The sequence below is a fragment of the Clostridium sp. AF34-13 genome (genome assembly GCF_003477845.1).
GTDB classification, from domain to species: domain Bacteria; phylum Bacillota; class Clostridia; order Lachnospirales; family Lachnospiraceae; genus Butyribacter; species Butyribacter intestini.
In genome coordinates this window covers 1-21,031 of sequence record NZ_QUEB01000022.1, presented here as the reverse complement: position 1 = coordinate 21,031, position 21,031 = coordinate 1, and the positions used below count along the sequence as shown (strand labels likewise).

The 21,031-nt window shown below is 35.2% G+C and carries 24 protein-coding genes and 1 pseudogene; 5 read left to right on the top strand and 20 right to left on the bottom strand.

Features of this window, described 5'->3' with window-relative positions:
• Positions 1-92: 92 nt before the first annotated feature.
• Positions 93-1,745, bottom strand: coding sequence for a cardiolipin synthase (gene cls, locus DWZ63_RS14500; RefSeq protein WP_118500261.1), 1,653 nt, complete (start codon positions 1,743-1,745; stop codon positions 93-95).
• A 208-nt stretch (positions 1,746-1,953) separates the two neighbouring features.
• Between cls and DWZ63_RS14495 the strand changes: the two genes are divergently transcribed.
• Entirely contained in the window at positions 1,954-3,192 is a 1,239-nt protein-coding gene (locus DWZ63_RS14495; RefSeq protein WP_055943240.1) for a ribonuclease H-like domain-containing protein, read from the top strand.
• 265 nt (positions 3,193-3,457) lie between these two features.
• Here the strand turns inward: DWZ63_RS14495 and DWZ63_RS14490 are convergent, their stop codons facing one another.
• Together DWZ63_RS14490 and DWZ63_RS14485 are read right to left on the bottom strand one after the other, a co-directional pair.
• On the bottom strand, positions 3,458-3,601 hold the full coding sequence (locus DWZ63_RS14490; RefSeq protein ID WP_243020664.1) for a hypothetical protein: 144 nt from the start codon (positions 3,599-3,601) through the stop codon (positions 3,458-3,460).
• Between the two features lie 148 nt (positions 3,602-3,749).
• Positions 3,750-4,175, bottom strand: coding sequence for a hypothetical protein (locus tag DWZ63_RS14485; protein WP_118500260.1), 426 nt, complete (start codon positions 4,173-4,175; stop codon positions 3,750-3,752).
• Between the two features lie 269 nt (positions 4,176-4,444).
• Here DWZ63_RS14485 and DWZ63_RS14480 point away from each other — a divergent pair, with 269 nt between their 5' ends.
• The gene (locus tag DWZ63_RS14480) at positions 4,445-4,885 is read left to right on the top strand and encodes a MarR family transcriptional regulator (RefSeq protein WP_118500259.1); all 441 of its coding nucleotides are present in this window, start codon (positions 4,445-4,447) and stop codon (positions 4,883-4,885) included.
• A complete protein-coding gene (locus DWZ63_RS14475; protein WP_118500258.1) occupies positions 4,882-6,195 on the top strand; it encodes a cytidylate kinase family protein in 1,314 nt (437 codons plus the stop codon). Before DWZ63_RS14480 ends, DWZ63_RS14475 begins: the two co-directional genes overlap by 4 nt.
• Positions 6,196-6,267: 72 nt before the next feature.
• On the opposite strand, the gene DWZ63_RS14470 is transcribed toward DWZ63_RS14475, so the two are convergent.
• The 8 genes from DWZ63_RS14470 to DWZ63_RS14430 all read right to left on the bottom strand — a co-directional run bounded on the left by DWZ63_RS14470 (position 6,268) and on the right by DWZ63_RS14430 (position 11,666).
• Entirely contained in the window at positions 6,268-6,921 is a 654-nt protein-coding gene (locus DWZ63_RS14470; RefSeq protein ID WP_118500271.1) for a Maf family protein, read from the bottom strand.
• A gap of 13 nt (positions 6,922-6,934) precedes the next feature.
• Positions 6,935-7,303 carry an ACT domain-containing protein gene (locus DWZ63_RS14465; RefSeq protein WP_055943248.1) on the bottom strand — a complete coding sequence of 123 codons (369 nt, stop codon included), beginning with the start codon at positions 7,301-7,303 and terminating at the stop codon, positions 6,935-6,937.
• A gap of 47 nt (positions 7,304-7,350) precedes the next feature.
• Positions 7,351-7,893, bottom strand: a complete 543-nt coding sequence (locus DWZ63_RS14460) for a hypothetical protein (protein WP_118500257.1) — start codon at positions 7,891-7,893, stop codon at positions 7,351-7,353.
• A 339-nt stretch (positions 7,894-8,232) separates the two neighbouring features.
• Positions 8,233-9,240, bottom strand: coding sequence for a bile acid:sodium symporter family protein (locus DWZ63_RS14455; protein WP_055943254.1), 1,008 nt, complete (start codon positions 9,238-9,240; stop codon positions 8,233-8,235).
• A 674-nt stretch (positions 9,241-9,914) separates the two neighbouring features.
• Positions 9,915-10,271, bottom strand: coding sequence for a GNAT family N-acetyltransferase (locus tag DWZ63_RS14450; protein WP_347474879.1), 357 nt, complete (start codon positions 10,269-10,271; stop codon positions 9,915-9,917).
• Positions 10,246-10,656: an HI0074 family nucleotidyltransferase substrate-binding subunit gene (locus DWZ63_RS14445; RefSeq protein WP_118500256.1), complete on the bottom strand. Its 411-nt coding sequence runs from the start codon at positions 10,654-10,656 to the stop codon at positions 10,246-10,248. The genes DWZ63_RS14450 and DWZ63_RS14445 overlap by 26 nt, the downstream gene beginning before the upstream one ends.
• Positions 10,640-10,933: a nucleotidyltransferase domain-containing protein gene (locus DWZ63_RS14440; protein WP_022014809.1), complete on the bottom strand. Its 294-nt coding sequence runs from the start codon at positions 10,931-10,933 to the stop codon at positions 10,640-10,642. Before DWZ63_RS14440 ends, DWZ63_RS14445 begins: the two co-directional genes overlap by 17 nt.
• Positions 10,934-11,258: 325 nt before the next feature.
• A complete protein-coding gene (locus DWZ63_RS14430; protein WP_118500254.1) occupies positions 11,259-11,666 on the bottom strand; it encodes a nucleotidyltransferase domain-containing protein in 408 nt (135 codons plus the stop codon).
• A 422-nt stretch (positions 11,667-12,088) separates the two neighbouring features.
• Here DWZ63_RS14430 and DWZ63_RS14425 point away from each other — a divergent pair, with 422 nt between their 5' ends.
• Positions 12,089-12,328, top strand: a complete 240-nt coding sequence (locus DWZ63_RS14425; RefSeq protein WP_118500270.1) for a DUF6061 family protein — start codon at positions 12,089-12,091, stop codon at positions 12,326-12,328.
• A gap of 416 nt (positions 12,329-12,744) precedes the next feature.
• Here the strand turns inward: DWZ63_RS14425 and DWZ63_RS14415 are convergent, their stop codons facing one another.
• The 9 genes and pseudogenes from DWZ63_RS14415 to DWZ63_RS14380 all read right to left on the bottom strand — a co-directional run.
• Positions 12,745-13,494: a DUF6033 family protein gene (locus tag DWZ63_RS14415; protein WP_055943266.1), complete on the bottom strand. Its 750-nt coding sequence runs from the start codon at positions 13,492-13,494 to the stop codon at positions 12,745-12,747.
• 40 nt (positions 13,495-13,534) lie between these two features.
• Positions 13,535-14,482: a hypothetical protein gene (locus tag DWZ63_RS14410; RefSeq protein WP_118500253.1), complete on the bottom strand. Its 948-nt coding sequence runs from the start codon at positions 14,480-14,482 to the stop codon at positions 13,535-13,537.
• Between the two features lie 227 nt (positions 14,483-14,709).
• Positions 14,710-15,609 carry a hypothetical protein gene (locus DWZ63_RS14405; protein ID WP_055943271.1) on the bottom strand — a complete coding sequence of 300 codons (900 nt, stop codon included), beginning with the start codon at positions 15,607-15,609 and terminating at the stop codon, positions 14,710-14,712.
• A gap of 29 nt (positions 15,610-15,638) precedes the next feature.
• Positions 15,639-16,394, bottom strand: a complete 756-nt coding sequence (gene fliD, locus DWZ63_RS16045) for a flagellar filament capping protein FliD (RefSeq protein WP_243020662.1) — start codon at positions 16,392-16,394, stop codon at positions 15,639-15,641.
• A 21-nt stretch (positions 16,395-16,415) separates the two neighbouring features.
• On the bottom strand, positions 16,416-17,195 hold the full coding sequence (locus DWZ63_RS14395; protein WP_055943276.1) for a FlxA-like family protein: 780 nt from the start codon (positions 17,193-17,195) through the stop codon (positions 16,416-16,418).
• A complete protein-coding gene (locus DWZ63_RS15830) occupies positions 17,182-17,397 on the bottom strand; it encodes a hypothetical protein (RefSeq protein ID WP_055238207.1) in 216 nt (71 codons plus the stop codon). Before DWZ63_RS15830 ends, DWZ63_RS14395 begins: the two co-directional genes overlap by 14 nt.
• A gap of 86 nt (positions 17,398-17,483) precedes the next feature.
• The gene (locus tag DWZ63_RS14390; protein WP_055943279.1) at positions 17,484-18,854 is read right to left on the bottom strand and encodes a GHKL domain-containing protein; all 1,371 of its coding nucleotides are present in this window, start codon (positions 18,852-18,854) and stop codon (positions 17,484-17,486) included.
• A complete protein-coding gene (locus DWZ63_RS14385; protein ID WP_055943283.1) occupies positions 18,851-19,564 on the bottom strand; it encodes a LytTR family DNA-binding domain-containing protein in 714 nt (237 codons plus the stop codon). The genes DWZ63_RS14390 and DWZ63_RS14385 overlap by 4 nt, the downstream gene beginning before the upstream one ends.
• Before the next feature lie 353 nt (positions 19,565-19,917).
• A pseudogene (locus DWZ63_RS14380) lies at positions 19,918-20,613 on the bottom strand (DUF6040 family protein); the annotation flags it as partial.
• A 90-nt stretch (positions 20,614-20,703) separates the two neighbouring features.
• On the opposite strand from DWZ63_RS14380, the gene DWZ63_RS14375 reads away from it, so the two are divergent.
• Positions 20,704-20,991 (top strand): transposase, encoded by a 288-nt coding sequence (locus tag DWZ63_RS14375; protein ID WP_118500252.1) that lies wholly within the window; start codon positions 20,704-20,706, stop codon positions 20,989-20,991.
• Positions 20,992-21,031: the final 40 nt, after the last annotated feature.

Here is a 21,031-nt window from a genome sequence, read left to right as displayed (position 1 = left end):
TCTTTCTAAAAAAGAGCAAAACCAGCGTTTTGCTCCTGGTGTCACACTACTTTGCGAGCATTTTCCTATAACATAAAAAAGTAATGCTATACTTACATCAATGTTGAAAATACATTTAATATCGGCTGAACCATCTTCCATGTTCTTGGTCTGTTAAGCCAGTCCTGATAAGTTATTTCCTTACTATCCTCAAATGTCTTTTCAAAATCTTTCTTTACTTCATTTTGTATCTGTCTGCCTGACATCCACACACCATTTTCATAATGCAGATAAAAACTCCTGTAATCCATATTTATCGTTCCGACGATAACGGCATCCTCCGTAAGTATCTGTTTTGCATGAATAAATCCCGGTGTATATTCATAAATCCTTACACCTTCTCTAAGTAAAACTCCATAATTGTAATTCGTAAGCATTTTCACCTGCTTTTTATCCGGTATATTTGGTGTAATTATCCTTACATCGACACCTCTCTTTACTGCTTCTATAAGAGACTGCTTCATATAATCTTCTATTATAAGGTATGGCGTCGTTATATAAAGATATTTGTTTGAGTACATTATCATCTGATTGTAAATACTCTCTATAGGATTTCTCGGGTTATTTGCCGGTCCGTCTGATATAACCTGACAATATGTGTTTCCAACTCTAGGATATATTGCTTTATACTTAAGATAATCTATATGTTTTTCGTCTCTGCCACAGACCTCCCACATCTGCAAAAATACAACTGTAAGTCCCCATACACCCTCACCGCATATCCTGACACCCGTATCTTTCCACACTCCAAAGCGTTCGATGAGATTTGCATATTCATCCGCAAGGTTAAACCCTCCTGTATATCCTACTTCTCCGTCTATTATAAGTATCTTCTGATGAGAACGGAAATTCATGTAAAGTTCGCCGGTATATTTGTGAATAGGGTTAAATACCCTTACCTCAAATCCCTCATCCTCTAAAACACGCTTGAAATACTTGCCTGTTCTTATAGCTGCACCGAAATCATCATACATAAACTTGACCTCGACACCCTCGTCTATCTTTCTAAGCAGTATCTCATGCAGTTTATCCCAGATTGCTCCCTCAGCAACAATAAAGAAATCAATAAGTATAAACTTTTCCGCTTTTTCAAGATCCGCAAAAATGTCCTCAAACACATCTTCACCCATAGGATAATACGAGACTTCATTTCCACCGGTAAACATATATTTTTCGGCAGACATATATTTCACCATACGCCCTGCAACTGGATTTTTAGCAATATATTCAGCCGTAACCTTTTTGTCTTCCAGCAAAAACTGATTTCCATATGAAATCTGTCTTAATATATGGCGGTCAAGATATTTTCTTTTTTTACTTGATCTTCCCCAAAGATAATACATAAAAAAACCGCTTATCGGCAAAAGAAGTACAATGGATATCCACGCAAGCCTGTATGACGGACTCTGGTTGCGGTTTACCAGTGTTACAATAGCTATAACAGAAATAATTTCTACTATAAAATAGAAAAATACCGTAAACTGTCTGAGTAAAAATGGCAGGAAAATAATAAGCAATACCTGTAAAAAAACTATCAATGCAGTGACAAGCACTCTTAAAAATCCACTGAGATTATTCTGTACCCGACCCTTAAGTCCCTTTAAATATCTCTTTTTTTCACTTTCATTGTGCTGTGAATTTTTCTTTTTTTTATTTTTCCTTACCCATTTTTCATAGGCAGAATCTGAATTAAAAAACTTTTCCAATTAGACTACCTCCTGAAACGCTTTACTTAACATTCTAACACAAATGGGATGGGTTTGGCAAATAAATGTTCTCTATAATACTATGGGAAACAAACTATTTTGTCTTTTGATAAATTTTATTTTTTTGTCCGTCTTTTTATGTGATATTATTATATATGTGGTATTATTATAAGAAGTTATTATTTTTATTTTTTGAATCGAGGTTTTTATGAAAGTTTTTGATTATATATGCAAGTCACCTAAGTTTAAGTATTTTTTTAAACATCCGACAGATAATATCCTTTTTTTTGATATTGAGACTACCGGTTTGTCTCCTAATGCTTCTTCACTCTATATGATTGGTGTTATGTTTTTTGACAACAGTGACGGCAGCTGGCATTTGAAACAGTTTTTTGCTGATAATTATAAGAGTGAAGCTGATATGATAAATTCTTTTCTTGATATTTTGGAAGATTATGATTATTTATATCATTTTAACGGTAAGACCTTTGATATTCCTTATGTTTTAAATAAGTGTTCTAAGCACAGCATTTCTCTTTCTGAGCACTGCGATAATATCTTAAATGATAAGGAGGACTCTTTTTCAATTGATATTCTTGCCGGCATCCGCCCCGTCAAGAAAATGCTTGGTCTTACTAAGGCAAACCAGACGGCTCTTGAAAGATGGCTTGGTATCATAAGGGATGATAAATTTGATGGTGGAAAGCTTATTCCTGTTTATACAGATTTTATGCAGAAAAAAATTCTTGCTCCTGAAAAGGCTGAAGAACTTGAAAAAATACTGCTTCTCCACAATTATGAAGATATTGAAAATATGTTAAATGTTGCAAGCATCATGTCATACAATGATATTTCGACACTCTCACCGTTTTCGGACGATGAGACTGTTTTCAGCGGATATTCAAAGCATTTTGATATTACAGAAATTACTATTGATGACGATGGTATGCTTAATATATCCTGCTCTTTTCCGGAACTTATCTTTCCTAAAAGTCTTGAAACCAGTATTACTTTTCCTGAGAGCAATTCCGAAGAGTATAAATATACAGATGATATGCAGATTGTTTTTGAAAATGATACCATTTTACTTAAAGTTCCTATCTTATCGGGTGTCTTATATAATTACATAAAAAACTACAAAGACTATTATTATTTTTCTGATAAAGATACGGCACTACATAAAAGCGTTGCTAATTACATGGATAAAAAGTACAGAAAAAAGGCTACTGCCAAAACCTGTTACACTAAAAAACAGGGATATTTTATACCAACCTTAAAAACTTGTAAAAAAAACAAAGCTGACACTGACAATATTTTTACCGAATATAAACTGTCATTGCGTGATAAGATTTCCTTTTATAATATAGATACTATTCCTACTCTAGAAACAGCCAATAAAAACAATGGCTTCTGGAAAAATTATGTCTGTATGCAGCTACGCTTCTGATACAAACAAATAGTCGCACGTGACTCTTTCGCACTTGAGCGGAATACATAGCATTTATTTCTTTTTTGCAAAATCTGCATCCTCACGAAGTGTTTTTTATGTTATAAAAAACAAAAGCCTTTACGGGTATATAAAAAATATCCGTAAAGACTTTTATCTAATATATAAATATATTTCTACACTTTTTCCTTATATAACTAACTGAATAATATGTAAAATCATTGTATGCGAAAAGTATTAATTTACATAGTCCGTGCAAAACACATCAATTATAAAGTGAAATACCATATCTTATTTTGCGGCATATCTTGTAAATTATAACACCTACCATACCGGCTACCGTACCGAGAGTTACTGCAATTCCTAAAATTCCGCCTAAGATAATAACAATCCACATGATTATATTCATAATAATACCTCTATTCTGCACTGTCCGATTAATTTTCGTTTCTAAAGACCGCATACCAACTTATGCCAGACAGTGCCATGACATAAGTATATATGATACACTGTCTTATCAAAGCTTTTGTCTGTTTCTTTAAAACCCGAAATGCAGGTTATAAGGTATTATTTTGTTTTTCGCCGTCCTTTGCGTGTATATACATTATCACCGTAATACCGAAAAATATGATGCCTGATAACAGTATTATAAGTGATACATAAGTCATGTAAGCAAAATTATAAGTTAAATCCTGAACATATCCCGTCAAAAAACGTGTTCTGTAATTTTGCCTTGCATTTAATCTTATAGACTGAATAATTTCCTGAACTATATAACTTTCATTTCCGCCAATCCTAAGAAGCTCATCCGTGCATATATCCCGGCATTGGCTTATTGTATCAGATATATTGATTATCTCATGTTTTCCTTTATCTGTGTACTCAAAAAAGGACTCTGCCTTTGGAATATCAAGGCACATTCCTGCTATTAAAAATATTATTATCAGAAAACTGATAGACCTTTTTTTAGTTACACATTTCACTAGAACTCACCTCATGGTGTATTTTAACAAATTTATATTTTTATTGCAACAGCCGTATGCAACACAACTGTTAGCCGTTGAACTATTATCTTTATAAGCCAAGCGGATATTTACAATCCGCTCTGCTGCTTGTTTGATATTATTAAACTTTTTCGCAAAACTTGACATTTTAAATTTTTTCATTCATAATATTCACTTAGATTACTAATAGTTAGTTTTCTAACCATTAGCAATCTAACTATAATATATCTTTGAAAGGAAAACATATCATGAGTGAATCGCTTCATTACCTTCTTATGACAGATCATCTGATGGTTCAGAAATCACTTATCACAAGTGTAAAAGATACGGGACTTACTTCCGGTCAGCCAAAAGTTCTCGATTATCTCAAAAATCATGATGGTGCTGTTCAAAAAGATATTGCCATAAACTGCCACATAGAACCGGCTTCTCTGACGACAATATTAAACGGCATGGAAAACAAAGGATACATAACAAGAAACATCTGCACACAAAACAGAAAATACTTAAATGTGCATCTTACCAAACTCGGTTGGAAATATGTAGAACGTCTTGAAAAAGAATTTGCCAAAATAGAAAATCTGGCATTAAAAACATTTACGGACACAGAAAAAGAACAACTTATTTTTCTACTTGAAAAACTCTATGACAATCTTTCAGAAATAAGGAAGGAGGGTACCACAAAATGAAACAAAAACATATGCATATCAGGATTCCGATGTATTTTATCGGCCTTTTTATAATGACTACCGGAGTTGCATTATCGGTAAAATCTAATCTTGGAGTGTCTCCCGTCAGCTCAATCCCCTACACGATAACCTGTGTCTGGGGCATAGAAATGGGTAAGGCAACGATATTATTTCATATCGTACTTGTCATTCTTCAAATTCTTTTACTTAGGAAAAACTTTAAAGCCAAAAGTCTGCTTCAGGTAGTCGTAGGTGTCATCTTCGGTTATTTTACAACTTTTTGCAACTATATAGCTTCATTCCTGCCAACGCCTGACAACTATCCTGTCCGCATAGCAATGCTTCTTGTCAGCACTATCCTTGTTGCTTTCGGAATATTTTTATATCTTCCCGCCGACCTTATCCCACTTGCCGGAGAGGGTGCAATGTCTGCCGTTTCGCAAATAACCGGAATGGAATTTGCAAAGGTAAAAGTACGCTTTGACTGCAGCATGGTAGTCATATCAATGACAACCTGTCTTATCGCACTTCACAGTCTGGGAAGTGTCGGTGTGGGAACTATCGCAGCCGCCATTCTTGTCGGTACGGTTCTTGGATTTATTAACAAACTTGTCGGAGATAAGCGTGACCGTCTACTTGGAAAAATACCTGACAAAAACACTGACGAAAATGTACTTGAAGACGATGAAAAACAGAATTATGTTATCACTATATCAAGAGAATTTGGAAGTGGTGGACGAGATATAGGAAAACTTATAGCAAACCAACTTGGTTTTAAATATTATGACTCCGAACTTATCAAACTGGCTGCTGAAAAAAGTGGTTTTACCACGGAATTTGTCCAGGCAAATGAACAGTCGCTCAAAAATCCAATCCTACACGACTTCTTTGAGTGGTATGCAACACCTATTGATAAATCCGAACTTCCAAAAGTTGACCAACTCTACCAGAAAGAAAAAGAGATAATAAGAGAACTTCCTGAAAAATCTTCCTGTGTAATTGTAGGTCGACTTGCAAATCACATATTAAAAGATTACGAAAAATCGTACCATGTATTTATCAGTGCCGATATAGATACTGAAATCAAAAAGACAATGCAGCGTGAAAATCTACAGCTAAAAGAAGCCGAACACAAAGTAAAGAAGGTCAATCATGAACGAACTGTTCACTGTAAATATTTCACAAAAACCAATTGGGGAAAAGCTAATAATTACAACCTAATGATACGCTCTAGTGATTTTGGATATAAGCAAACAGCAAACCTCATAATCAATGCATTCCGATTAAAATTCAAATCATGCGAATTTTAGATTTTAATATATTTTTAGCCTTAGTATATAGAAATGCCTCTATACCCTAAGGCTAAAAATATATATTATTCTTTAAATGTCTGCAATACTTTTTGCACATTCTTTCAATGTATAATATAACCTGTGCACCGGAAGACCGACTACATTATTGTAGTCTCCTCTAATACCGGATACAAATTTGCTAAATATCCCCTGTATTCCATAACCTCCCGCTTTATCATACGGTTCATCACTGCTTATATAGTCATCTATCTCCTGACTGCTCATTTCACAAACTTCAACATCTGTTTTTTCAGCAAAAAGTTCTATGCAGGCAGCCTTGTCATCTTTAACAAGTACAAGTGCTACCCCTGTATATACCTGATGACTTGTTCCCGATATTTTATTTATCATTCTCCTTGCATCATCCTTATCCTTTGGCTTTCCAAGTATCTCCCCATCTACTGCAACTACCGTATCTGCACCGATTATGATAATATTTTCTTCATTTTTTGTATCTGATGCAGCTCTCACATCTGCAATTTCCGTCTCAAAAGCCTTTTGTTTTACAAGTTCATTTGCAACTGCCAAAGCCTTTTGTTTTGCAAGTTCCATCGTAACCTGAGCCGGTTCACTGCTCGTAATTATCTCCTCGCAGTTTGAAACCTTAATATCAAATTCAATCCCAAGCATTTTTAAAAGTTCTCTTCTTCTCGGTGACTGTGACGCAAGTATCAATTTATACATCTTTTTCTCCTTTTTAGCCAATAATCTTATATCCGGCATCTTTTAAAACACTTAATGCCTTTTCAAAATTCTCTTTTTTTGTCAAAATATAATCCGTATTAAAAGTTGAAACAGCAAAAATCCCAATCTTATTTTCAGCTAACAATCCTGAAATTTTAGACAAAATCCCAATCAATGAAAATTTCAAAACACCCTGAATACGAAATGCTTTCCAACCATCATCTCTTTCAATAACATTTTCCGGGACATTATCCGTAATACACACTAATGATTTTTCTTCGTCTGTCTTTCCGACAAAGACATATTCATCATCCAAATTTACAGAAGAATAGTCCGTTACTTTACACACTGAAAAATCCTGTTCAATCTTTTTTATTTCCATAAGTCATACCACCATTTCCAATTTGTATTTCCGTCAGGCAGACTGATTCAACAGCACTTAATTCCTGCTCTCTTACACGCATCATAAAAAACAAACAATTCCGTATCTTCAAAATCCAGATGTTTTTCATATTCCTGTGCTGTCGTTTCAAATTCAAGACTGCTCCTGCCATGACATTTTATCTTCATTCTATAACAGCCCTTTTCATCATGTATGCGGTCGATAACCATCATTTTGTCAACCTCCGCAATCTCGTCATATTTTACTGCGTATTCCCTGCTATTTATCAAAATCTTAATAGCATCACTTAAGAAACTGACTTCTAAACACATAACTCCATTTGTCCGCTTTTCCCTGATATAATAATATACACAAACTATGATAACCGAAATCACAAGTGCGATTTCAGGAAGATTATCCCTGATATGCTCATTACCGACAATTTTAAATTGTTCAAGAATACAACTTATGATAAACTGTGCAACAAAACATATAATAAACAGAAGCACAGCATGAAATCCTACATTCTTCGTTCTAAAAACATTGTCATTTACTGTTATGTGATATTCTTTTTTTATATTTTCCTCCATACCTGCACCTCTTGCATTTTCGTTCTCGGCAACAATTAAATGTTTAACTCCATTTAAAGCCTGAGGAACATATTTTCATTAAGTTTTCTACAATCACACATAGCCTGAACAGCGGCACATTCCATTTCGACAGAAATGCAGCCATCAAATTTATGTTTTTCAAAATTTGCTCTAGTGTACTGTATCAATAACATTTCGCCAAATAACTTGCATAAATTTCCATCTGCTGTGTTGTTGTCAATCGCCGTAGCCCGCTACGGCTCATTCCTCCACCTTGCAGAATGAAAATTTACCCTGCGTTATTTAGCTGAAAATCAATGATACACTACACTAGTTTCTCTAATTATTTTGCTTTTTTTCGCTTAATTTATCTTTCAATGCAAATGCTCCGGCAAGCAGTGTTCCTGAGATAGAATGCCATGTGCATGATACCGCACATATAATAGCAGATTCAGGTGTTGAAGCAAACTGTGCCGTTGTTGTTGCAAGATTAGTTGCAAGTCCTGCATTCTGCATACCGACCTCGATGGAGATGGTTCTCTTTTTTGCCGTGTTCATTCCGACAAGTTTTCCTGCACCATATCCTAATAAATAACCAAGTCCGTTGTGTAAAAGAACAGCTACAAATATCACTATACCAGATTCAAAGAATTTAGAACCCTGTGAAGAAACAACTCCTCCAACTACACAGGCAAGACCAAGAACAGCGATACCAGGCATTATTTTCTGTAATTCCATAAAAGTTTTCTTCTTGCCAAACAGATAATTGAGTAAAAATCCGATTGCTACCGGCAAAATTACTGTTTCAACGATAGAAACAAACATCGGAAGTGCCTTAATCGAAATATGTGCTCCGCTTGCAAGATATGATACAAGAAGCGGTGTCATAAATGGAGAGAGGATTGTTGACACTGTTGTCATTCCTACTGAAAAAGCTACATCTCCACCACAGAGATATGACATGATATTTGAAGAAACACCTCCGGGACAGCATCCGACAAGTATAAGTCCAAGTCCGATTCCATCAGAAAGTCCAAGAACCTTTGTAATTCCAAAAGCCAGGAAAGGCATTATAAGATACTGTGCGATTGCACCAACACATATATCAAATGGTCTTTTTGCCAATATTTTAAAATCCTGTGCTGTCAATGTAAGACCCATACTAAACATGATAATTCCGATAATGATAGACTGATTTGTAAATTTATTTGCTACAAAATCAACAAACAGCTTATAATTAACCCATGACATCATTCCCGGTACAAGAAATGTTATAACTGCAATCGCTATAACAACAATAGATGTATAATCCGATAAAAATTTACTGACTTTTTGTAATGCTTTCATTATGAGTTCCTCCTTAGAATCTGTTCACTAAAATTCCTGTCGGCAAAAAGTTCATAGATGCAATCAAACGGATATTTGCAATCCGCTCTGCTACTTGCAAGTCCCCACCCGCCACTTATTACTCTAAGCAATAGAAGTGTGGACTTCCTTGATAGCATTAAAAAAGTCCCTTCTCTAGTCATAGACTAAAAAAGGGACGAATATAATCCGCGTTACCACCCTGTTTCTGCGGTCATCTGCCACAGCTCTTTACATACCAACATATGCTATCCATATAACGGTGGACACCGGCGAGGTTTACCAACAATACTTTATTTGACATTACAATATAACAAATAACTATTGTATTTCTTAATACTATATATCATGTATCGCTAAGCACTATATATTGTTAAATATTATACATTACCAGATATTATGTACTGTTTTCAGCCCGCTTCTTAGAGAGGATATCCTAAATCCGGTCATTACCTGTTTACACCAGCCACAGGCTCTCTGTAAATAACTCCAAATAAGGCATTGTTCTCATCAACGAATTTTGGTGAACATATTTTTTTGTATTTTCAATAACTTATTATAGTCCTCTTTTAACATATGTCAAGAGAAATTTTTTGTTTCCGAAAGTAAAATTTTTATTATCCCAGATGGTTGCTCTTTTTCTTTAGCTCACATTTTTACAATATATATTCCATCTGTCTTTCTTTTGTTTTCAGTCCCATTTTTTCATAAAATTTCTCCGCCGAGGTATTTCCCGCCCACACATTGAGTGTCACTTCATAACAGCCTAAGCGTTTCGCCTCACTTTTTACATATTCAAACAAACTCTCACCTATATGCTGCCCCCTTGCTTTGGCATCGACACACAAGTCATCAATAAATAATGATGTAAACGGCACCATATTATTTGAAAACGGCTGTTTCTTCAACGACAAAAAGCATATCCGAGACATTCTGAAAATCATCCCAAGATAATTGTAAGTCACAAAAATATGGTCTGCACCTGCCTTACATCCAATCGCTTTCAGCTTCATCCAGCTTCTTTACCAGCGTATCCCTAAGAACAGTAAAAGCCGGAATAAAACTGTCATGTATCAGCATAATCATTTCATCAATTTCAGCTTCATTATATATATGGACAGAGGTATTGCGTTTTTTTAACATAAGAAGCCATACCTCGGAATCATTGATAAAGCCAATTTTATAACCAAGCTGTAGAATTTCACGCGGAGAGCCTGTAGAAGCTCCCTCCACACTGTGCATTTTCATAATTTCCTGTAATGCTTTCCATGCAAGTTCAAAGGTAAGGTTAAACTGCCCAATAATCCCTGTTCGGTAAATATCATTCATTTCTGCAAGTTTAAAATCCGCATTTTCCAATATAGACAAAAAATTTGAAAAGTTATCTAGTTTTTTCATAAATTGTAACACCGTCCTTTTCTATTTCCTGTTTCAATTCATTTGAAATTGCCGCATCTGCCTGCACAATATCAAACATCAGGAGCGAATGTACTTTTTCCTTTACATCCCAATAAAACCCATCAAAATCTCCACCATATACCGCAATATCTATATCACTTCTTTCTGTGTTTGTACCTCTTGCACGGGAACCAAATAGTATAATTTTATTGACAGAATACTCCTGTGCAAAACCGGAAAGTTCCCTCAATATTCTATCTGACAGATTATATTTCATATTCAATACCGCCCCCTTAATATAGAATAAACAGCTATAATTATTTTTAAGCATAGCATATTTATATTTAATTAACAAGTTTTGGCTAAAGAGCAACTCGCTAATTATAAATCATTTTCAAGAAAATTTTGTATTTTATTATGAAGAAACATAAGAACATCCTTATGATTAGACAAAATATCCGTTTCAAATCTTTCCTCATTTAGAAAGTATTCAACCATAATTCTATTATCATCTTGATAGGATTCTAATAAACTTTCTATCGTCAAGGGATAAACGCCTGTTGCACAAAAGCGTTCTTGCCTTAATGCAAACATAAGTGGTTTCAAAATATATGTAGAAATTTTTTGTGTGTTAGTAATTCCTTAGGCTCATCAACACATATATAATGTCGGACACTCATTAAAATATTTGCCAAATTTTTCTTATAAGATAACTGTATTTTTTCATTTATATTTTCAATTTCTACCAATTGCTCACCATACAATAAAACACTATTTAGTTCTGTAACTGCATATTCTGACCACTCTCCAAATATTTTACTTTTATATTCGTCTACGGATAGGCTTTGAGTATTTATCTCCAACAAATCATAAGGGATTGATGTGTTTCTTGCACAATTCCCAACAGTTTCTAAGACATATTGATTTATTGTACTAAAAATACAGAACACATCTAAATCCGAATTATCATTTGCATCTCCTCTCGCATAACTTCCAGTCAAATAAACCATTAATAAACACTCACCTAATCTATTTTTTAAGGCTTACACAAACTCACTCAATATTTTCTCATAATCATGACTTACTTTATTAGCTGGTATCACTCTTCTCATAACTTTCATCTTTAACCTCCACAAATTGGAATTGAGATTTCACCTGTTTTAAGAGATTTAATAACTGTTATATTTTGTTATTAAATTCTCCACAAGCCCTTGAAAACACTGGATTTATCGCAGGTGAGCTTTTCCTTATTGTTTCCCTTGTGTTATATCGTCCCATCAGTGTTTACGAACTCTGATAAGGGCAAATACAAGGGCAAGAAAAATCTATAAAACAGTATAACACAAAATAAAAGTGACATGGTGAACTAATTGAAATGCTTCTGATTTTTGTAACTGATAATTGATTGAATGATAAGGAGAGATAAGATACGATGAGAACAATATTTGCAGAATACAATCCACAGCGCAATAGTATTGATGTTTACACCTCTGCTGGCTATATGCTCCGCATTTATTGCTGGGAAGCTGAAAAGAGTTTAAAAACTACACCCGGATCATACTGTACATTAAACGCACTTGCTATTGATGAACCACTTGAATATGTACGATTATATTTGGACGGGAATATGCAGATGTGGGTAGATGCAGAAGATTCATTAGAACTATGGTGATTTTTCGACGGTGTGAAATTTTTTCTGTAAATTCAGATCTTCTATGATAATTGATGCGGCTTAACAGCAGTTTTCTGTTGTTAAGCCGTTGTTTATTTAATAGCAAAAATAAGCTGGTATGGCAAGAGCACCCAGAAAATCTGAACGTACATTTACTCTTGATCATCCGGCTTATTTTCAACAGCACTAAGATTACCTTTTTTAATATTGTTTGGGATACTCCCTCCATAACAGTCACAGCAATTTTATACTTTACTTCGATTTCAATCTTTTCTGGTGGATTGGCTAAAAGCCTGTCAATATCATTTTCCTCAACACCAGCCATTTTTGCTATCGTTAGCTTGGATATGCCATAATAGGAAACAAGCACTTCCAACTAATGCATTGATTTGATATTTTCCTTTTACCGAACCCTCTTATGCCTTAATATCAAAACTTGATCTATCAGGTGCAGAAATACTCACAGATTCTGCTACAAGGCTCTGTGTCATACTTTTTACATCATTACCAGTTACGGATAAGGTATAATCACCCGTTTCTTTTCCTTCTGCCGATTTTTCTGCACGTTTCTTTGCAGCTTTTTCTTCCTCTGCTTTTTTAGCAGCTCTTTTCTCTTTTACTTTTTCCTCTTTTTCTCTGTTCTCTTTTGCTTTTCGTTCAGCATTCTCTTTCGCTATTTTCCCATCTGGATCATTTGTACCAGATATTGCCACCGAAATATTTCCGTTTTCATCAACCTTATAACTCAGATTTGTCAAAGTGCCCAAACATCCATTCACCGCACTTTTTGCACAATCTGGAATGGCTGCTAAGTTTTCCTCCAGATACTTTGCTTTTTCCGGATCATTCATACACTTCTGTAAAAATGCACTTGAAACGGATACTGTTGTCGGAACCCCTTGCATTGAAGTCGTTCCCGTATTCATATAATGGTATTTTCCTTGCAAGTATTTTGAATAATCATTTACATTGCTATACCCCGTCTTAATCTGCTCTGTTTTTGTCACACCGGGACGTGATGTTTTTAATTCAACTGTACTTGTTGTCACGTTGCCGTCTTTTGTATTTGTACTATCCTTTTCACTATCTGTTTTTTTAACAGTATTCTTGTAATTTGAAGCATAATACGATGTGCAACTGCTGTTATTGATACCTGTAATTGCCATAATCCTACCTCCCTGTTATTGAAACTTAAAATAATTTCTATTATATTGAACGACTTGGATATTTAATTTCCGTTGATGTAAATTCATCTTCTGCCGAAACATTGATATGCCCACTGCTGTCAATAGCATACTCTTTACCATAAACGGAAAACGTATCTCCTTCTTTATACCCGATTTCTATCCAGTTTATATCATTTAACTGTTTTATCTTGGCGTCAACATTTATGGTCTTTCCTGATTCCTGCAATAAATAAGTGTGTTTTCCTGCTCCCATATCTATAGAAAAGAATCCCGGAGAAATCCCGACTTTCTCACAGACTGACAGTACTTCCTCATTACTGTAGAGATAACCCCACACACTCTTTCCCTGTGCCAGATCAGATAAAATATTACTTGCTTTGCGCATTTCCCACTTATAATTTGTCCCTTTTTGATTTGTATTCTCTGCAAGCAACGATTCCGAGGCTGCCCAGCCTATCCTTCCATTGTTGACCGTCCATGTATATTTACCGCCACTTGATGTTGTCCATGAATAATAACCTTTATTACTTAATACCAAAGAATTATTTGCAGCACAAATGCCTGACATGGTGCTTGTATTCATTTTCGGTACTGCATAATTAGGTACTACCTGTCTGCTCCCATTAAGGTCAAAGGAAATAACCCCGTACTCCTTAAAATCAGAATTATATCCACAGGAAACATTCTCCCCAAAATTGATTGCATCCAAAATAGCACTTGAATTATTATAGTTTGCAAAATAATAAGCCAATTCACTGTTAGAAATATTCGCATTTTTATCTATCAGTGCAGCTATTGATTGCTTTGAAAAGCCTCGTGCAGCATCAGAAATACTTAAACTGTCCTGTTTTTTATTACTTCCTGCTCCAAGCAACATCTGTATTGCTTTTTGGTGTATTCCTGCCTCTGCTTGCTTTGAATATGTCAACAGCTGGTTTACTGTGTTTACATCTGTTACTGTCTTCATAGCTAGTCTCCAAACCCTTTTTCAACATTATACTTTTCGTGTCATTATGTTCTTAGTATATCAGCTATAATAAATATTCCCCTGATACACTAAAAGTTTTATAATTCAAATATATATTTTCACGGCAAATCAGGTGCAACATTTGTTTCTTAAATCTTTAGGTTTATAAATAATTATAATAAAATATCTACATTAGGATAAAAACAATGCATATCTCCATCATAATTCTAAAGTGCATACATATGTTGTAATTTACTAAACATATTATTTACTCTGCTTTCAACAGCTTCTGGCTGATTTCTTAATTCATACCTGCTTCCATAGTAATCATTTAAACGGTCTTTCATTTCATTACAAAATAATTTCTGATCTGTTTTACCATTTAAAAACTGATTGCAAATACCACTTATCTCTTTCTTCTCATTTGCATAAAAAGCTGTCTCATCTGAGATTATTTCTGACTTGTACTTATAAGATTCTGTTTTACTTCCAATTCCAACAACCATGTAATCTGGTGTCATTTTCTCCATGATAGAATTACGTGCCGAATCATTAAAATGAACATATTCGTCAATCATGTCTGAAAAACCTGCTTGTAATTGCTCTGGAACATACATTTCATTTACTTTTCTTAGCCCCGCTTCACTTGCACTTAACAAAAATACAGATTCATAGGAAGTTCCTCTATATCCCTCTTGAGCATTTAAAGAGTCCATATCTGCTGTCATTGTATTAATTTTCTCTTTTAAATCTTTCATTTCATCTTCTGTCAAATATTCAGAAGCATTTTCGTCCAGCCATTTTCCAAAAACCTCTGACTGATTTTCCAAACAGCCTTCAAACGCACTTTGTTCTCCAGAAATGGAAGTTGCTTTCAAATCTAATTTGAATAAATTTTCACATTTGTATTCTGCTGGTATTTCTTTTATCTCTCCATTAATTGACGAAAAATGCATTGCCTGAAAATCTGAGACTTTACCACGAGCAGTCTCAACTAACTTTCTTGCTGAATCACTGATTTTCACATCATCCTCCGAAATAATATTCTGTGGAACAGTTGTTTTCTTCTCGACCTTATTTTTTATCATCTCAGGATTATTAATATACCTATTTCCTTGAACTTTCATAGCAACCTCCCTAAGTTAGTCCACACTTTCTATACCTCTTTATCTATCTTGCTCGATGTCAAAGAAGAATCCGTCTTAGAGTACGTACCATTATTTGTATAGGTTGCACTCGCCCGGTTTGCAGCATTCGATATACCAGTTGCTTTCTGCGATATTTTGCTTACAAAAGAATTATATCCTGTAAAGACCGTTTTCAGCGAACTGATATCTGCCTGCTTTAAAGCATCCTCATCTAATTCCAACTTGTTTCCTTTTCCTATGGTAATACCTATTTTGGCAAGCATATTACTGTTTTTGTCTGTCATTCCAGTCATCCATGAAGCATTTCGCAATACATCCTTTGTATTAGATTCTCCGGCTTCCTTAACTACATCATTATAATCTTCAACAAAAGATTTTACTGCCTTGGTGATTTTATCCCAGTCATAATCCTCTACCTCAATCTCTTCCCCCGTTTTTTCATCTTTCTTTTTTATTTTCTTTTTTTCCAAAAGAGAAGAGTCATTCAAAGCATCTGCTGATTTTTTCAGAGAATCTGCACTTGTTTTCATCAAGGTAAGTTTTTGTGAAGTATCACCTTTTCCCGATAATTTTTCAGCATCCTGTTTTGCATAATATGCTTTCATAAGTTTTCCATAGCTTCCATTTTTGATTGCAGCATAATCAGAAAGCATATTTGTATTGCCTACTGATGAACTATCTGACGTTCCACTAAACAACGCTGAAAAATCTACATTGCTGTTATATTTACTTGTATAATCACTAAAACTTTTGATTTCTGACATAACACCAGCCTCCTTTCCGAACTATAAACGTATATCGATCGGTGTATATACTACCGACTGTCCACTTTCTGATGCTGGATTTTTTATTGTTTCTGCTGTTTCTGTTTTAACATCTGCATTCTCTGATGCATCTGTTGCCGTATCTGCATTTTCCTGTGTATTCTCTGCTTTCTGCGTTTGATCCTTCTTTGTTTCTGCTGCATCTGTACGGTTGTCTGCCTTTGCTGCTTCTTCCATAGATTTATTTGCATCTGAAAGTGAAGACATCTGTGATGCTGTTGCAGACTGCGCTTTTGCCTGCAAATCTGCCAGTTCTTCTTCTTTCTTTTCGGTATTGCCTTTTCCAGCATCCTGCTTGATTTCAGACTCAAGCACACCGGCTCTTCCTTCCATCTGTGTTGCCATACTACCCTGCACTTTTGCTTGCTTCATAGATGAATCTGCGGAAATCATTGCCCGCATACCTGCCTGTGACAAGCCTGTTCCTTTCTTTGCAGATGTATTTTTTGTACCAGCCACCATATCCTCCATAGATGATTTTTTACTCTGCTGTTCCTTTCTCTGTTCAATCTGGTGCTGTCTTAACTGTTGATTGAGATTTGTAATTTCCTGTTGTATCTCCTGACGTTTCTTCATCTTATCCTCTAATGACAGTTCTTCATTTGATGATAAGTCCTGCAATTTCTGCTGTGCATTTGCAATCTGATTCTGAATATTTTTACTCACAGAATCATTCGCCTGTGCCATTCCCATTGCTCCTGTCTGCGTATTCGTTCCGTTAAATCCATTAATTTTCATCATTTCGTTGTCCTCCTTGAGCTAATACTCTGAAATCCGTTTCCTGAAAATCTGTATAACATGATTTCTCTTTATTTTTTCTTTCGGCATATCTTTCTTCACAATAAACCGTGATGTTGTGAACCGCCCTTTTTTCGTTGTGAAGCAGTCTGAAAATGCTTTTCAGACTGTCGCAGTGCTCCTCAAATATTGTTGCAAGCAACATATTTTCATCGCTACCTGCGCAAAAAAAGCACTACATATTTCTGTAATTTCTGTAATTTACAAAATACATAGTGCCAATTTATTTCTTTATTCTACCTGCATCATAATGCTAAGGATTACTTCCTCATTTCCCTGCTCCAAAGATATATCTCCCATATACATTCTGGCAACCCGGCGAATGTTATTCAAACCCATTCCATGTTCCCTCCCAGATTTGGTTGTTTCTGGCAAATCGCTGTCACCAAAATTAAGCTGACCCCCAAAACTGTTTTTTATGGTTATCATAAAGATACTGTTTTTCCGAAAAGAAGAAATGCTGATATACGGATCATCTCCACTTACATTTTCCATGCAGTTATTCAAGGCATTATTCATGATCACACTCAAATCAAATGCATTTAACTTCGTATTCTGCGGATAATGAAAATCCGACAGAAACCGAATCTGCCTTTCTTTTGCTTCTCTCAGCTTTTCCATCAAAATGACATCAATTACCGGACTTCCTGTCTTTATTTCCGGAGATACCTCGTCCCATTCATTTTTCAGATGTTCCAAGTATTCTGTAGCATCATCCATATTATTATGTGCCACGAGATGTTCCAGTGTCTGTATATGATTTCCCATATCATGGCGCATGGAGCGGATATCCCGATACAACTTTTCGACTTCCCCGATATGCTTTTTCATGTCACTGATCTGATTTAATACCAGCTCTTGTCCCCGCTGTTCTTCCTGCATCTCTTTCCAGTTTTGGAACATTACAATCACAACAAGAATAGCGACTATAGAAATCAGATAGTGTAAAAAGCTTAAAGCTCCATAAAATCCATATGTATCAATCAAGTTCTTTCCAGTATCTCTTTCGTATATCATGAGATAATATTGTAAAATGCCATACCCAGTGACGCCTACAAGCGAAGGTATAATAAGCATTACCATCTCTTTGACACTCATTTCATCTTTTTTGTATATATACGCTTTATTGATCAGTCCTATTGCAACCGCAATAAAAGCAATACAAAGTACAATATCCAAAACTCTGGTTCCAACATATAGTCCGTATTGCAGCCACACTTTTTCTGCACCCATATTCCGAAATACAAGTGCTTTTGTAACAAGATCATCAAGTCTGGCTGCCATTGCAACCGCTAACCATCGGATAGAAAAGAAAGTAATTGCAAGAAATATTTTCTGATATATATTTCTTCTGTCCTCTGCATACATCACAAGAAACGCTGCTATAACTCCAATCAGATATGCGGAAAAATTATCAATCTGTGGCGGAATCATATATAAAACAAGCATAATCGTAATATAAACAATACTGACTGCCGCAGCCCCTTTTTTCTTTTTTATATAGGGACAAACAAATTTTCCAAAATAGATTCCTGTAATCATAAGGAGTGCAATAACAGAAATTTTCGATGTAACCATCCAGCATTTTTCTACCAAACTCATCCGATTTCTTTTCCTTTCCTCTGATTATATTTCAAATACTGTTTTACAAACTCAGAATAATTCTGTTTTGCAATCAATGCAGTTCCATTTTCCATCGTCACACAATTTGCATCATATTTCTGAACATATTTGAAATGTACGAGGTAGGCTCTGTGTGTACGAAAAAAATCTGCTCCCGCAATTTCACTCAGTTCCTGCAATTTTCCATAATATTCAATATTCGTATCCCGTGTATGGATAATGACTTTTCGATTATATACCTCAGCATACACAATATCCTTCAAAAACACTTTCATATGGCTTCCTCCGGACTGCACCATCATGTATTTTTCATCCGATTGATTTTCAGAATATTTTTCAATGCTTCTGACTGCACATTTCACAACTTCCTCAAATTTTTCATCTGAAAATGGTTTCACCAGATAATGAAATGCTGCAACATCAAATGCCTGAAAAACATACTCCTCCACAGCAGTTACAAATATCAATACCATTCTTTCATTTTTCTGACGAAGAATCCTTGCCGTTTCCATTCCATCCATTCCTGGCATCTGAATATCTAAAAATAGAATATCCGGCTCACAACCACTTGCAATCAATTCATCACCAGACAAATATTTTTCTATTACTGCATCTGGTAATAATTTCTTTATTTTTTCCTCTAATATCAATCCTATAGATTTTTCATCATCGCAGACTGCTATTTGCATCTTGTCACTTCCTTACTTACATACAATTATATTTATTATATCGGAAAAAGTCTTTTAATAGCCAGCCGCCATGTTGCGAACAGACCTTTTTTTGTTGTGAAATAGAATATCACATATAACGCGTTATTTGCTTCCTGTTAATACGCGAAAGCACTGTATCTCAAACTCATTGAAATACCATGCTTCCCCGCATTTTCTATATCGTCCTATTGATATTATTACTTTACTATGCGACATACCTCTGGGCGTGACTGTATCTATCAAAAAAGAAGCCAGCAGTTTATTCACACACTACTGCCTTCCTATACTACTCATTTTATTTACTTCGCTGCGTCTCAGACAAGTTTTTCATTTTAAACACAACCTCTGTTTTCCCGACAGCCTTTTACATACCACCTGATTCCAACATATACCAGTTGCACGAATAATAAGAAAAATAGCAGATTGATTGGCAAGACTGTCTTTATCCAATCTCCAAAGTAGATTGCTATTTCCATGCTTATAAGTGTTACCAGTATGGTAATCATATCCCAGCAGCACTTCTTATATAACCCTGCAATCTTTATCCCGATGAATGCTAAAAGTATTCCTGCACTCACCAGACAGCCACCACAAACCAATATTCTTATCAGCCAATATCCAATTCCGGCAACGACTGGATTGGATATTCCATCACTAATCTGTGCCACATTCTTTCCTGTCAGTACAATCCAGCCAGCAATGGTCTGTATAAAAGTTGCGATTGTATCAAAGAATCTTCCACAATCAGAAATAAATACCTTTGACCGTATCATCTGAAAAAGAGTAGTTGATGCGGAATACCATATCAGCAGAAACATCAATGCTTCATACATAGCTGTTTTTGCTTTATATCTGCCTGCTATTTTTTCTCTCTGCGTATCATACCTTTCCTTCGCTTTCAGATAAGCTGTCTGGTTACAATTCTGACACTTTTGATAGAGCACCGGCTTTTCAACCGGTATCTCTACTTTTTTCTGATGAGAGAGTGCATAGTCCCGTTCCTGTTCTGCCTGCCTTAGCTTATCTTGATGGTGTTAGAATTTAAACAGTATAAGTTAGATATGGAATAATCCTTAATATAGATTTATTATTAAAGTTAAAGATTGGAGGATTAAGACATGGCTACACAGTACTCGGAAGAATTTAAGAAAGATGCGGTAAAATATTGGGAGGAGCATAAAGATTTAGGCATTAACGCATGTGCTAAAAATCTAGGCATATCCAAAAGTACACTATCTACCTGGCGTAAACTTTATGAAAGTAATGAAGGTAACATTCCAACCCGGGGAAGAGGCAATTACGAAAGTGATGATGCAAAAAAAAATGCTAGACTTAAGAAAGAATTAAGGGATGCACAGGATGCTCTGGAAATATTAAAAAAAGCAATCGGCATACTTGGAAACTAACAGAAGCTATATACCTTGAAACTGCAAATAAAGACAGAAA

Coding starts and splice junctions, on each gene's coding strand:
- DWZ63_RS14445 (WP_118500256.1), bottom strand. CDS start 10,656: ATGAAAAAACTAGATAACTTTTCAAATTTTTTGTCTATATTGGAAAAT.
- DWZ63_RS14490 (WP_243020664.1), bottom strand. CDS start 3,601: ATGAATATAATCATGTGGATTGTTATTATCTTAGGCGGAATTTTAGGA.
- DWZ63_RS14475 (WP_118500258.1), top strand. CDS start 4,882: ATGAAACAAAAACATATGCATATCAGGATTCCGATGTATTTTATCGGC.
- DWZ63_RS14465 (WP_055943248.1), bottom strand. CDS start 7,303: ATGGAAATAAAAAAGATTGAACAGGATTTTTCAGTGTGTAAAGTAACG.
- DWZ63_RS14440 (WP_022014809.1), bottom strand. CDS start 10,933: ATGAAATATAATCTGTCAGATAGAATATTGAGGGAACTTTCCGGTTTT.
- DWZ63_RS14410 (WP_118500253.1), bottom strand. CDS start 14,482: ATGAAGACAGTAACAGATGTAAACACAGTAAACCAGCTGTTGACATAT.
- DWZ63_RS14450 (WP_347474879.1), bottom strand. CDS start 10,271: ATGAAGCTGAAAGCGATTGGATGTAAGGCAGGTGCAGACCATATTTTT.
- DWZ63_RS14460 (WP_118500257.1), bottom strand. CDS start 7,893: ATGGAGGAAAATATAAAAAAAGAATATCACATAACAGTAAATGACAAT.
- DWZ63_RS14385 (WP_055943283.1), bottom strand. CDS start 19,564: ATGCAAATAGCAGTCTGCGATGATGAAAAATCTATAGGATTGATATTA.
- DWZ63_RS15830 (WP_055238207.1), bottom strand. CDS start 17,397: ATGTTGCTTGCAACAATATTTGAGGAGCACTGCGACAGTCTGAAAAGC.
- DWZ63_RS14375 (WP_118500252.1), top strand. CDS start 20,704: ATGGCTACACAGTACTCGGAAGAATTTAAGAAAGATGCGGTAAAATAT.
- DWZ63_RS14415 (WP_055943266.1), bottom strand. CDS start 13,494: ATGGCAATTACAGGTATCAATAACAGCAGTTGCACATCGTATTATGCT.
- DWZ63_RS14405 (WP_055943271.1), bottom strand. CDS start 15,609: ATGAAAGTTCAAGGAAATAGGTATATTAATAATCCTGAGATGATAAAA.
- DWZ63_RS14495 (WP_055943240.1), top strand. CDS start 1,954: ATGAAAGTTTTTGATTATATATGCAAGTCACCTAAGTTTAAGTATTTT.
- DWZ63_RS14470 (WP_118500271.1), bottom strand. CDS start 6,921: ATGTATAAATTGATACTTGCGTCACAGTCACCGAGAAGAAGAGAACTT.
- DWZ63_RS14390 (WP_055943279.1), bottom strand. CDS start 18,854: ATGAGTTTGGTAGAAAAATGCTGGATGGTTACATCGAAAATTTCTGTT.
- DWZ63_RS14455 (WP_055943254.1), bottom strand. CDS start 9,240: ATGAAAGCATTACAAAAAGTCAGTAAATTTTTATCGGATTATACATCT.
- DWZ63_RS14430 (WP_118500254.1), bottom strand. CDS start 11,666: ATGGTTTATTTGACTGGAAGTTATGCGAGAGGAGATGCAAATGATAAT.
- DWZ63_RS14395 (WP_055943276.1), bottom strand. CDS start 17,195: ATGATGAAAATTAATGGATTTAACGGAACGAATACGCAGACAGGAGCA.
- fliD (WP_243020662.1), bottom strand. CDS start 16,394: ATGTCAGAAATCAAAAGTTTTAGTGATTATACAAGTAAATATAACAGC.
- DWZ63_RS14425 (WP_118500270.1), top strand. CDS start 12,089: ATGAGAACAATATTTGCAGAATACAATCCACAGCGCAATAGTATTGAT.
- DWZ63_RS14480 (WP_118500259.1), top strand. CDS start 4,445: ATGAGTGAATCGCTTCATTACCTTCTTATGACAGATCATCTGATGGTT.